The organism is Bradyrhizobium sp. UFLA05-125 (assembly GCF_059803515.1).
On the sequence record NZ_JBANBJ010000041.1, the window covers coordinates 41,042 to 52,832 of the forward strand.

The window sequence follows — 11,791 nt, forward strand, 5'->3', positions numbered from 1 at the left end:
AACGTTGACGAGAAGGATATTACTATGGACCAAGCTCTAATCTATACGAAGCTCACATCTGTCTTCCGCGATGTGTTCGATGAGGACGACCTCGCCCTGACACCGGAGACCACAGCCGATGACGTCGACGGCTGGGATAGCCTGTCGCACATTCGTCTTGTTTTGGCCGTCTCGAAATCTTTTGGCGTTAAGTTTTCTGCATCTGAGATCGGCGGATTGAAGAACGTCGGCGAATTCGTTGAGCTCATTCAGAAGAAAGCGTGAGGCCCGTGTCTCGCACCGACAACCAGATCGCGCCTGCCCTGGCGAACCTCGCCTTCCATCATTTGGGCTTGGCCGTTGCCTCACCGGAGGAGGCATTTCGTTATCTGGCGTCGCTCGGGTACATCGAGGGAAATTGCGCGTTTGATCCCCTGCAGCGCGTTAACTTGGCCATGCGCCACCATGCGACCATGCCTGACGTCGAAGTGATCTGGCCGGGTGACGGGCCGTCCCCGATCGACAAATTCATCAAGAAATCGGGCACGATGATTTACCACCTATGCTACTCATGCGCCGATACTGACGCGGCGCTTTCGGCGTTTTCGGCCGCGGACATCGCGATCTTGCCAGTCAGCTCGCCGACCCCCGCCGTTCTATTCGATGGACAGCTCGTGTCATTTTATCATGTCGCGGGCTTCGGGCTCATCGAGATCTTACACACGGGATCGTAAGCAACAGGAGCGGGCATCCGATGAAGAACCCTCCTTTCCTCAATTTGCTCTCCCGGAGCAGCCTGATGACAGGCCTACTGCTTGCCGCCCTGTCGACGACCAGCGGATCGGCCCGGGCGCAGCAAAGCCCGACCTTCGGAAAAAAAACCGCACCCATCTACGGCGGAACCGGTATTGCGCCGCAAGCTGCCAATCCGTTTCAGGGCATGAGCGGGACTTTTGCACCGCCCCACAAGACACCGGACGGCCGGGCGTGCATTTCGGTCAACCCGATTACGCATCCGCAAATCGTCAATCCAAAGATCATCGATCAGATCGTCATCCTCAACAATGGCTGCGGCCAATCCATCAGGGTCGAAATTTGCTATGCGGGCAGCACTGATTGCATTACTGTCCCTCTAACGGGGTACCAAAGGGTGCAAAGGATCCTCGGGGTTGCCTCGGGCTCGACCGCCTTCAGATATGAATATCGCGAGCTATACTAAGTTCTGCAAAAGCCTTTCTGCCTTGGTTGCCTCTGCTTCCGTTGTGCGTTGCAGGCCATTGACGGGCATCATTCGACGATCACAGACACACCGATGAAGCGAGTTCGGCGAAAAGCCCGCAATGTTCGATTGAGCGTGCCTCTGTTCGCTGGATTGTTCGTTGCCAGCGCACTGGCCGCGCTCATCTTCATTTGGCAGAAGCCAATCCGAAGCGAATCGCTCAAGGTCGAGGCCGTCACGGCTGAGTATACGCTGAGACTGAGCAGTCAGATTTCGCCGACGGATGCCGGAACGATCTTGGCGATGACCGACGGTCTCTTCCAAGGCAAAGGCCTGCGCGTTCGCCTGGTCGCCGGCTCGAGCGACGATGATACCTTGTCGGCTGTTGCAGCCGACGAGAACGCCATCGGCATCGTTTCGGCCGTCGGATTCCTAAAAGGCCGCGCGGAGGGCCTTCCCATCGTCGCTTTCGCGGCATCCTATGCCGTCAGCCCGGTGGAATTCTTTGCGCTGGCCGACACAGCATTGGTCGGGCCATCGGACCTGGAGGGAAAGCGGATTAGCTTCAGTCCCAGCCCCGAGATCACCAACATTCTCTACGAGTTCGCAAGCAAGAACTCCCTGGCCCAAAGCAGACTTCGCCTTATCGAAAGCGGCGCTCCGCTGGAGGACCTCCTGGATCGAAAAGCAGACGTACTCGTTGGTCGCCGTGACATTGATGGCCAGGAATTGGAGCGCCGGAATATTGATTACAAGGTACTTAGTCCCGAATCCTATGGCGTTCATGCTCCGGGGCCGCTTTACGTCGCAAACGAGCGCGCCTTCACCAAACTGCGCAACCTCGAGAAATATCTGATGGCAACCGCAGAGGGCTGGAACGTCGTATATGACGACTACCACCGGACTGTTCCGATTATCGCCAAGTTCATCGCCCCCTCCCTCTCACCCCCGCTCATCTCTCGTCTCCTGGACACACAGCGCCGCTTTTTGCGCCCGCTTGGCGCGAGATTTGGTGAGCTAGATACAAGACGAATCCGCGTTCTACAGGAGCAACTCTTGCAGCGCCGCATTATCCAAAACCCCGTCGATCTGACGCGGGCCGTCAACTACGATGTCGTAAAAGAAGCCTACCGCAAGGAGGCGAATACCCTGAGCCGCGCTGAGCCCTGACCAGAAATGTCCTCTCAAGCAATTATTTTCGGCGGCGCCGGCTTTATTGGCACGCATCTCGCGGGGCGCTTGGTTGCGTCGCAGGCATACAGCCGGATAGTCTCGGTCGACATCGGCCAACCTAGGGCCACGGTGCCGGGCGTCGTGTATTTGCAGCACGACGTGCGCGAGACGATCGATCCAGGCATCGCGAACGGAAAACCCGTCGACATTTTTAACCTTGCCGCGATCCATGTCACGCCAGGGCACCCCGAGGGCGATTATTACAACACGAACGTCCTGGGAGCGGTGAATGTCTGCAAATTCGCCAACGCGACCGACTCCAAAAATATGCTCTTCACCAGTTCCATTTCGATATACGGACCAAACGAGGCCGCGCTCGACGAGGACGCGGCGCCGGCGCCGGTGAGCGCCTATGGACGCTCGAAGCTCGCAGCTGAAAAGATAAAGTTGCTCTGGCAATCCGAAGCATCGGGTCGAAAGCTGACCATCGTTCGTCCGGCAGTGATCTATGGTCTCTACGAGCGAGGAAACTTCACGCGTCTTTCGCGGGTCATGGAAAGGAACGCCTTCATCTATCCGGGTCGGAAGGATACAATCAAATCGTGCGGCTACGTCAAGGATCTGGTTTCCTCAATGATCCACATGTCGGCCCGCAATGACGGCGTCTCCATCTACAATTTCTGCTTTGAGCACAGGTATACGATCAGCGAAATATGCACGGCATTTTCCACTGTCGCCGGCTATCGCCAGCCGCGGCTGACAATTCCGATCTGGTTTATGAATCTCGCGGTGCTTCCGTTCGAGGCCTTGCATGCAGTCGGCATCAAGACCGGAATCAATCGCGACCGTATTCGGAAGCTGTGGTTTTCAACCAACATCTTGCCCAAGCGTTTAGCCGCAAGCGGCTTCGAGTTTTCGTATGACCTGGAGAGCTCACTAGTAGAATGGAAGCGAGAATCGAATCTGAAGGACTTCGATTGATGTCCCTTCCGGATCGCGCACAACCTTATTCGACCAGTGCAAGAGCCGATCCGTTCTACAGCGACAGCAGCGTCGATGTGGAAAGAAGGCCAGCCCACTATGCCGACTTCGTGGCAACGCTCGGCCTATGCGCGGTGATCGCGCTGGCGCCACTTCCGTTCGGTTCCATGGACGCGCGCATCATCGCAATTTGGGTGTTATTGCTTTCTGCGGTGCTCTTGCTTGCGAGCTTGTCGGTGACCACCCCGCGAGACCTGGCCTTTCTGTCTGGATTTGCCGCAATTTCGCTGGCTTGGATATTTGTCGTCAGCGAACAGTTGAGCCGGACGCCGCTCCTGTTCAACCATTTGGTAGCTCCGATCTGGAATCAGGCTTCCGCGCTACTCGGAGAGCGACTGAACGGCTCGGTTTCGACAGCCCGAAACCAACCTTTCTTCTCAGCCGGATCGCAGATTGCGTCCCTGCTGTCGATGCTGTGCGGGTATCTTCTCGGCCGAAGCCGTCGCAATGCCCGCCTCCTGTTGATTTCCTTTTTGGGGTCTGCGTTGGTCTATGCAATCGAGGGCATCGTTGCGCTGATCCTCTGGCCAAACTTTCTGCTCTGGCAGCAAAAGTACAATTACCTGAGTTCGGTCACCGCAACCTTCATCAACCCCAACGTGGCCGCAACCTATTTCGGAGCGGCAACGCTCGGATGGATCCTCGTCGTCGCAAGCCGGAGGCAGGAGCGCTCCGATGAGCCTCAGCTCCCATGGCGAGAACTGATCAGGTCTTACCTGCACGCCGCCTCCGCACGGAAAATCTTCTATCTACTGGCGTGCTTTGTGATGCTCACCGCCACCATGCTGACCGGATCGCGCGCCGGATCCGTGCTGTCGTTGCTTGCCCTATCCGGCGCCCTCACAATCTGCTTCCGCCGGGAGTTGCGCAGGCGTCGGTTGCTCTGGGGCTTTCCCATCGCGACGGCGCTGATGGTCGTGGCGGCAATCTCGCTCCTCGCGCCCCGAACAAACCAGCGCTTCGGCGTGCAAGGCTTTTTCGACGTGGGGCGTTGGTATACCTACGAGTCGACCATCGGGATAATCAAGGATTATCCGTGGCTTGGTTCCGGCCTTGGCACGTTCAAGTGGATCTTTCCTGCCTACCGTAGCGGGGATATTCCAGCATATGGAATTTGGGAGCAAGCCCACAATTCCACCCTTGAGATTGCAGCCGAGATGGGCATCCCCTTCGCGCTCGTCGTGTCCGCCGGCTGGACAGCGGTCCTTCTGGTACTGGGCTCGGGCATGCTGCGTCGCAACCGCGATGCAACGTTGCCGGCCGCGGCCTTCTGGATCGGCCTGTTGGCGATCGTTCATTCGCAGGTTGATTTTCCGCTACAGATCCCAGGCTTTTCCTTGGCCGTCTGTCCCATTTTGGGCATGGGAATGGCGCAATCTTTCTCCAGCAGATCCAGGCAGTTAACCTAGACAATCAACAGCCCAAGCGCTGCTGTACATTTGCCTAATTTTCATTTAAAAACACGCAATTAGCATCCGTAAATGCAGGCGAGATTCATGAAGGCTTCAGAACGTTCATTACCAGCCAAGTTGATGTTTTCGACTGCCTTCTGTGTGCTTGCATTAGTCGTTCCAGCGAGTGCGCTCGCCGCCTGTGTGAACGATCCGGACGCGGCCCAAAAGGCTGCAAGCTTTACAACGAATCCGTCTTCCCTGCTTCAAGGTCCGAATGGAGCTCGCAGCCCCGAGGAGATCGCCGCAGACGTGCAGACCTTCGTTGCCTCGTACCCTCAGGCGCTGCCCGCCGTGCTCAGTATTCTGAAGGACCTCACGAACAAGGGGGCCTCCACGTCTGCTTTGCAGAGCGCGATTGGGACCGGCCTTGGCAAGGCCGCGAACGTCTGCAAAACGACGGATTTGACATTCTCGCTGGAAATTCAAGGCGATCTCGGTGCAACAGGCTCGTCGGACGCCAACGCCCAGTATGCTGCAATCACCGGAAATGACCCGACCCGAAGCGTCGCGCTATCCGGTGCCGCGACGGGGGGGTCTTCTGGCGGCTCCGGTGGTCAGACGACGCCGACCGGCACGACGGGCTTCAGCTCCTCTTTGCAAACCTTCGTGTCAAACAGCGTATCCAACAACCCGACTAATTTTTTTAGCTCGAGTGTGAGTAGCGCAAGTTCGGCTGGCGGAACGTCGACAACGACTACGACAATCGTATGCACCGTCTCGAACTCCTGCTGACGAAGGACGTTCTGGGCTCGGGCCTCGCTCCCCACGATTTGTCCATCTGGATTTTCGGTTTCCGGGTGCGTTGTGATTTGAACAGCCGCAGCTCCAATCTGCTTAAGTAGGCGCGCCGAATGCTTCAAACACGAATTTCGTCTCCGCCCGCGGCACCAATCCACGGAGCGGAATCGCCTACGGTGAACCAGAGCGTTTCCTCGGCGATCAGCCTGATCAGCCGGCAGTATCCGGTGATGATTATCACCCTGCTGCTCTGCCTTGGTCTTGCCGGCACCTATCTGCTGGCTGCACCGAAGCGGTACACTGGCACTGCCGTGCTTATGATCGACAGCCGCAAGATGCAGGGTCTGCAGACCCAGGCTCAACCAGGTGCGGACAATCCTATAGATTCCGCGATGGTCGATAGCCAGGTCGAAGTCCTGAAATCCGAGACGATAGCGTCAGCGGTAATCAAGGATTTGCATCTTCTCAATTCGCCAGAATTCATGCGCGCAGACGACGGGCTGCTGGGTGGACTGTCGCAGCTGTTTGCCGACCTGTTTCCGGAGCAGAAGCCGTCTGATGTCGAACTGATGCGGAATGCAATCTGGCGGGTCCAGGGCGGGATCACTATCAAGCGCGTCGGCCTCAGCTATGTCATCGAGATTGCTTACCAGTCCACATCTCCGGAGCTGGCTGCACGCATCGCAAACGCGATCGCAGAAAACTACATTAACGACTCCCTCGAATCGAAATATCAGGCATCGCGCCGTGCCGCCGTCTGGCTTCAGGATCGACTGAAGGAACTTCGCGCGCAAGCCTCCGCCGCCGAACGCGCAGTGGCCGACTACAAGGCAAAGAACAACATTGTGGACGCGGGTGGACGCCTGCTAACTGAGCAGCAACTCGCCGAAATCAACAGCGGGTTGACCGAGGCCCGCTCCAAGCGCGCGGAGGCCGAAGCCAAGCTGCAGCGCATCACCGCGATTCTGAATGCCGACGAGAGTGACTCCAAGGTCATTCTAAACGATCTCGCGACCGTCAACGACTCGATGGCCAACCCGGTCATCACCAAACTGCGCCAGACTTATCTTGATTACGCGGCGCGCGCATCGGACTGGGCCAATCGCTACGGGCAGACTCACCTTGCCGTCGTAAATTTGCGCAATCAGATGCGCGAGATTCGACGTTCGATCCTCGATGAGCTACGGCGGACCGCCGAGGCCTACAAGAGCGATCTCGAGATCGCGAAAGCGCGCGAGGAAGCCGGTCAGAAGAGCCTGAACGACACGATCGCGGTATCGAACGACACGAGCCAGGCGCAAATCGTTCTACGAGACCTTGAGAGCAACGCGCAGAGCGCTCGTGCACTGTCGGACAATTTCCTTCAACTCTACATGGTGTCGGTGCAGCAGCAGTCGTTCCCCATCACCGAGGCGAGGGTCATTACTCAGTCGTCCGAATTGTCTTCGCCCAAGACGTCTCCAAAGACACTTCTCGTACTTCTTGCAGGGATCGTTGGCGGCTGCATTCTTGCAGGCTTGGTAGCGATCTTCCTTGAGATGATGGATCGCGTCTTCCGGACTGTCCACCAAGTCGAAAGACTGCTGCAGACCAACTGCCTCGCTTCGATTCCCTCCGTCGAGTTCGGATTCGAAGTCCGCCCGAATGGGGCGCTCCGGTTCGTCAAAGACTGGATGCCGTTTGCCAAGAGCAGAAGGCGAGGACCAGTGTCCGCACCGTACCCCGACATGGCAACTGAACAGGCAATACGCGGCGACCGCGAGAATCTGCCTGGTGGTCGGACGCTCGAGGTGAATGACAGTGTCGGACGCTTCTCGATCAACTCGCCGTTCTCGCGTTTCGCCGAGTCGTTCCGGTCGATCAAACTGGCGACCGATCTCAGCAATTTCGGGACTCCTAACAAGGTCGTTGGCATTACGTCAGCTCTTCCAAACGAGGGAAAATCGACGGTGAGCGAAGCCTTGGCGCAAACCATGGCGCAAAGCGGTCTGCGCACGCTTTTGATCGATGGCGATCTTCGCAATCCGAGCCTCACGTATCGCTTGGCGCGTTCTGCCGACGTCGGACTGATCGAGGTCGTATTCGGGAAAACTGATTTGAAGGACGCGCTCTGGATCGATCCCCAGACCAACCTTCATTTCCTCCCCTGCGTAGTGACGTCGCGGTTCTCGAATTCGAGCGACCTATTGGCGTCGCCGCAGATGGAGAAACTTTTCCAACGGGTTCGCGAGCAGTACGACCGCATCATTCTCGACCTTAGCCCCTTGGCTCCAGTGATCGACGTTCGCGCAACCGGAAGTCTTGCAGATTCCTACATTTTGGTCATTGAATGGGCCAAGTCGAAGGTTGACGTGGTCGAGCGCGTCCTCAGAGAAAACCCACTTGTCCGCGAGCACATGCTGGGGGCGGCGCTTAACAAGGTTAACCTGGCGGCGATGAGCCGCTATGACTCCAACAGCGGGGGCTACTACCGCAATCAATATTATAAGCGCTACGGTTACGTCGACTAAGCAAGCCAATGGCCATCATCAGAAATGGCATTGGAAAGCTGATCGTCAGCCTGATCGCCCTGTCCTCCGCTAGCTGGGCTGCCTTTCTGCTTTCCAATAGGGATCAGGAAGCTCAACTCGGCCGAATTGCCAATTCAGTGCTGTCGGGCGCCGCTTTTGAGCGCAATCCCGTTTCCGAGGCAGTGCTGTCGGCCGCCGAGAATCGTGATTTGTGCAATCCACGAGAGATCAGAGCTGCCGCGATCATACGCCTACGCCTGTACGAGACGGCGGTCAGCTCGCTCGACACCCGTGCCACCGACCAACGATTGATGTCGCTCCGCACATCGGTCCGGCAGGCGCTTGGGTGCGTACCAACCGACGGTCTGCTCTGGTTCATCGCGTATTGGAGCGCCATCAATCAGGGCGGCCAAGTTAGCGAACATCTCAACGAATTGCGGATGTCGTACCGCCTCGCACCATATGAGGGCTGGATTGCTTTGCGCAGCCCTTACGTGCTTGCGATCTACGATGTCCTTCCACCAGATCTACAAGATAGCGCCCGGAAGGAATTCATCGCAATCGTGCGTACCGGCTTGATTCGGGACGCCGTTAGGATCCTCAAGGGCCCCGGATGGAGGCATCGCGATGCCTTGGTGGCTGGCCTCGGATCGGTTAGGCTAGAATTTCGCCTGCAGCTGGATCGGGCATTGCGTGCTGAAGATCTAGCACTCGACATCCCGGGGGTCGTCCCCCGGGAGTTCAGACCTTGGCGGTATTAACCCCCGGAAATCAGTTCGGTGTCGTGCACCCGAGCCGCCGATAGCAGGCGGCAAGGATCCTGCGATTTAGCGCACCTCCTCGGTTGGACCTTGCAGCGCCGCAGCTAGACTCAGGCGAAGAACCGAATCACCGTCACTATTGCCTCGAAGTGATCTTGAGGATCTGCGCGTTGTTCGCCGTGACGATCGTATCGTTGGCGGTTGCGATCACGACCCGAACGAACTGCAGGAATTTGGCCGTATCAACCGTCGCCGCATTAGCCGCGAACAAGACGTCCTTGTCTCGCATGTCAAACTTGGTCGCCAGGAAATAGGCGGCCGGATCGCGGAAATCCGCGTTGTAAACGATCGGCACCGTGGGCCCCACATACTTGGAGCAATCGACGCCCAGCCGCTCCGCGAGCTCCCGCGGCTCGCGTCGGTACACGTAGACGCCGCTCGGCTCAGCTTGGGCGTCCAGCAGGCCGCCCGCTTTGGCCATCGCCTGCGCCATATTGATCTTCCACATATCGAACGGGAACTGACCCTGCGCGCCCGACGCTCCGAAAGCGAGGAAGATCTGCGGCTCCCGGTAAACGTAGATCGTGTCCCCCGGATGGACCCAGACGTTGTTGCTCGGCTGGTAGACGAGAGCGCCAAACGGAACGGTCGCCCGCTTGCCTTTGCGCTCGAGCGTCACCCAGGTTTCCCAGCCCTGTCCCTTCGGACCACCCGCGCGGGAGATGACGTCCAGGACGCGCTCGCCGGCCGCATTGGCGGTCAAACGCGTGGGAGAATTGACCTCGCCCAAGACGCTGATGAGCGAGGTATTCTGGGTGATCAGCGAGACCACGACCTGTGGTTCGATGGCGCGGTTGCCGATCGCCTTAACGATATCCTGCTGGATTTCGCTCGGCGTGCGCCCGTCCGCCTTGATCGCACCGGCATAGGGAACGGTAATGAAGCCCGCCGAATCCACGTTCTGATTGGGTAGCGATACGAAGTTACCCGGTCGGACGCCGGCCTCGGCCGGAATGAACAGACCGCCCGCCGCCGCCTCGAAGATCGAGACCGCGACTACGTCGCCAATACCAAATTTAATGGACGGCGGCGGCCGATTGTCCGGGAACGAGCCGGCGATGGCCCCAGGGCCGTATTCTCTGACGATATCGACGACCTGGGGCGTGAGCTTGACCAGCCCATATTCCGGACCGTTCACCGTGTGTTCGCTCTTGATGACGTGATCCTCAGGACCCGACATCGGCATGATCGAGCACCCTGCCGACAGCAGAGTTACCGCCAATACCCCCCCAAGCCAAATACCCCGAGTCACACGTGTCCCCTTCAATTCTGCCCCCGCAAACTCGATCGTTTCCCCAACAGAGTCAACGAAGTCAGCCCCATCCAGACGATGATAACCCGCCGTTGTTGCGAGACGGCTACAGCCACCGATGATATGTTAAGCAGACGCCGCCTAATAGGCGTTATTGCGGCGCACAAGCTCGAGGCAGGTGAGCAAAAGGATCTTGAGATCCAGCCCCAGGCTCCAATTGTTGATGTACCAAAGGTCGCAATCCACGCGCCCCTTCATCTGCTCGACGCGCGCGGTCTCGCCCCGGTATCCCTTAACCTGAGCCCACCCCGTAATGCCCGGCTTGACGTGATGCCGAAACGCATAATCCGACAACAGCTGGCCAAAGTGGCTATCATGCGCCAGCGCGTGCGGCCGCGGCCCCACCAAAGACATTTCTCCTCGCAGCACGTTCACCAGCTGCGGAATTTCATCGATACTCGTGCGGCGGAGGATCCGCCCGACCCTGGTGACCCGCGGGTCGAAGCGCTGGGCCTGCACGACGGTTGCACCGTCCTCCATCACGGTCATGGTCCTGAACTTAAAAATCGGGAACTGCTTCACATTAAAGCCGTTCCGTCGCTGGCGGAACAGCACGGGCCCTCGTGAATCGAGCTTGATCGCGAGTGCGCTCAGCAGCATCAAGGGCGCAAGCAGGATCAGACCGATGGAAGCTCCCATGATGTCGAGTGCACGTTTGGTTAGCTGCTCCGTGCGCGTCAGCGGCCCGCGCTGAATCTCAACCGACAGCGAGTTCTGCAGGCGATACGACGGATTCCCCGCCAACGAGCGAATGCGTCGGTCCGGCAACAATTGGACTGGAAGCGGCGAAATCCTCAAGCCGTCGCGCACGAGCTCGATCTTGCGGGTATCGCTCCACGGGAGCGCGAGCACGATCTCGTCAACACCCCAGTCGCGCGCAACCGCAAGCGCTCGCTCAAGCGAGGACGATTCCTCGGCCGTCATGGCAAATCCGCCATTGCTCTGGCTGGAGAAAATAACGCGTTCCAGCTCGCTGAGGCCATACTGCTCCAACAGCACTTCTGTCCCGAGCGACGCCAGTTCCTCGCGCGTGCCCAACAAGATCGCGCGCCGGCCCTGGACCTGCCCCTCCGCAACCATCACGGATACGAGCCGCTTCGCCAGCCGACGGCACATCACGAGCAGCACAAGCGCGAGACCGCCAAAACAGATGACGGATCCGCGGGAGAATGACGCTCCGCTTTTCATCAGAAACGCAAGCAGCGCCAGCAACAGGGCAACCAACGACCATTGCGCAAAGATGCGCCCGACATCCCTTCTCTTTTTCGCCAGCGCCTCGCGCAGGTCATAAGACCCGGTCGAATGCCCGAGAAGAACGTAGAGCAAGGCCGCCACCGGTCCTGCGCCGAGAACCGGCTCGACGTGATTGAGATCGCCGTACGCAATGATCTGGTACAGCCCTCCTCCGAATATACTGGCGAGCACGATCACCGCAGCGTCGACAGACGCCAGCACGTGCTGGAGCGCAAAGTAGGGAATTTTGATGCGAAGCCCGGACCGTCTGGCGACGACCTGAAGGTCTGACTCCGGCTGATCTCCTGCCG

General features: G+C 58.4%; 11 protein-coding genes. 9 read left to right on the forward strand and 2 right to left on the reverse strand.

The window, feature by feature from the left end; translation table 11 throughout:
- The first annotated feature begins 24 nt into the window (after positions 1-24).
- From SO156_RS28850 to SO156_RS28890, 9 genes are all read left to right on the forward strand, one after another.
- Positions 25-264, forward strand: coding sequence for an acyl carrier protein (locus tag SO156_RS28850; RefSeq protein WP_498537128.1), 240 nt, complete (start codon positions 25-27; stop codon positions 262-264).
- Between the two features lie 5 nt (positions 265-269).
- On the forward strand, positions 270-713 hold the full coding sequence (locus SO156_RS28855) for a VOC family protein (protein ID WP_498537129.1): 444 nt from the start codon (positions 270-272) through the stop codon (positions 711-713).
- Positions 714-778: 65 nt separating this feature from the next.
- Complete coding sequence (locus SO156_RS28860; protein WP_498537130.1) at positions 779-1,198, forward strand: hypothetical protein; 420 nt, start codon at positions 779-781, stop codon at positions 1,196-1,198.
- Positions 1,199-1,291: 93 nt separating this feature from the next.
- Positions 1,292-2,368 carry an ABC transporter substrate-binding protein gene (locus tag SO156_RS28865; protein WP_498537131.1) on the forward strand — a complete coding sequence of 359 codons (1,077 nt, stop codon included), beginning with the start codon at positions 1,292-1,294 and terminating at the stop codon, positions 2,366-2,368.
- Positions 2,369-2,374: 6 nt separating this feature from the next.
- The gene (locus SO156_RS28870) at positions 2,375-3,352 is read left to right on the forward strand and encodes an NAD-dependent epimerase/dehydratase family protein (RefSeq protein ID WP_498537132.1); all 978 of its coding nucleotides are present in this window, start codon (positions 2,375-2,377) and stop codon (positions 3,350-3,352) included.
- The gene (locus SO156_RS28875; RefSeq protein ID WP_498537133.1) at positions 3,316-4,821 is read left to right on the forward strand and encodes an O-antigen ligase family protein; all 1,506 of its coding nucleotides are present in this window, start codon (positions 3,316-3,318) and stop codon (positions 4,819-4,821) included. The genes SO156_RS28870 and SO156_RS28875 overlap by 37 nt, the downstream gene beginning before the upstream one ends.
- Before the next feature lie 87 nt (positions 4,822-4,908).
- Positions 4,909-5,598 carry a hypothetical protein gene (locus SO156_RS28880; RefSeq protein ID WP_498537134.1) on the forward strand — a complete coding sequence of 230 codons (690 nt, stop codon included), beginning with the start codon at positions 4,909-4,911 and terminating at the stop codon, positions 5,596-5,598.
- Positions 5,599-5,780: 182 nt separating this feature from the next.
- On the forward strand, positions 5,781-8,114 hold the full coding sequence (locus SO156_RS28885; protein ID WP_498537135.1) for a polysaccharide biosynthesis tyrosine autokinase: 2,334 nt from the start codon (positions 5,781-5,783) through the stop codon (positions 8,112-8,114).
- Between the two features lie 8 nt (positions 8,115-8,122).
- Complete coding sequence (locus SO156_RS28890) at positions 8,123-8,875, forward strand: hypothetical protein (protein WP_498537136.1); 753 nt, start codon at positions 8,123-8,125, stop codon at positions 8,873-8,875.
- A 136-nt stretch (positions 8,876-9,011) separates the two neighbouring features.
- Here SO156_RS28890 and SO156_RS28895 read toward each other — a convergent pair whose 3' ends face one another.
- Together SO156_RS28895 and SO156_RS28900 are read right to left on the reverse strand one after the other, a co-directional pair.
- Positions 9,012-10,202 (reverse strand): polysaccharide biosynthesis/export family protein, encoded by a 1,191-nt coding sequence (locus tag SO156_RS28895; RefSeq protein WP_498537137.1) that lies wholly within the window; start codon positions 10,200-10,202, stop codon positions 9,012-9,014.
- Between the two features lie 126 nt (positions 10,203-10,328).
- Positions 10,329-11,678: an undecaprenyl-phosphate glucose phosphotransferase gene (locus SO156_RS28900; RefSeq protein WP_498537138.1), complete on the reverse strand. Its 1,350-nt coding sequence runs from the start codon at positions 11,676-11,678 to the stop codon at positions 10,329-10,331.
- Between the last annotated feature and the right edge of the window lie 113 nt (positions 11,679-11,791).

Excerpts from the sequence above, each read along its gene's own strand:
- SO156_RS28850 (WP_498537128.1), top strand. The coding sequence starts at position 25 with ATGGACCAAGCTCTAATCTATACGAAGCTCACATCTGTCTTCCGCGAT.
- SO156_RS28860 (WP_498537130.1), top strand. The coding sequence starts at position 779 with ATGACAGGCCTACTGCTTGCCGCCCTGTCGACGACCAGCGGATCGGCC.
- SO156_RS28865 (WP_498537131.1), top strand. The coding sequence starts at position 1,292 with ATGAAGCGAGTTCGGCGAAAAGCCCGCAATGTTCGATTGAGCGTGCCT.
- SO156_RS28870 (WP_498537132.1), top strand. The coding sequence starts at position 2,375 with ATGTCCTCTCAAGCAATTATTTTCGGCGGCGCCGGCTTTATTGGCACG.
- SO156_RS28875 (WP_498537133.1), top strand. The coding sequence starts at position 3,316 with ATGGAAGCGAGAATCGAATCTGAAGGACTTCGATTGATGTCCCTTCCG.
- SO156_RS28880 (WP_498537134.1), top strand. The coding sequence starts at position 4,909 with ATGAAGGCTTCAGAACGTTCATTACCAGCCAAGTTGATGTTTTCGACT.
- SO156_RS28890 (WP_498537136.1), top strand. The coding sequence starts at position 8,123 with ATGGCCATCATCAGAAATGGCATTGGAAAGCTGATCGTCAGCCTGATC.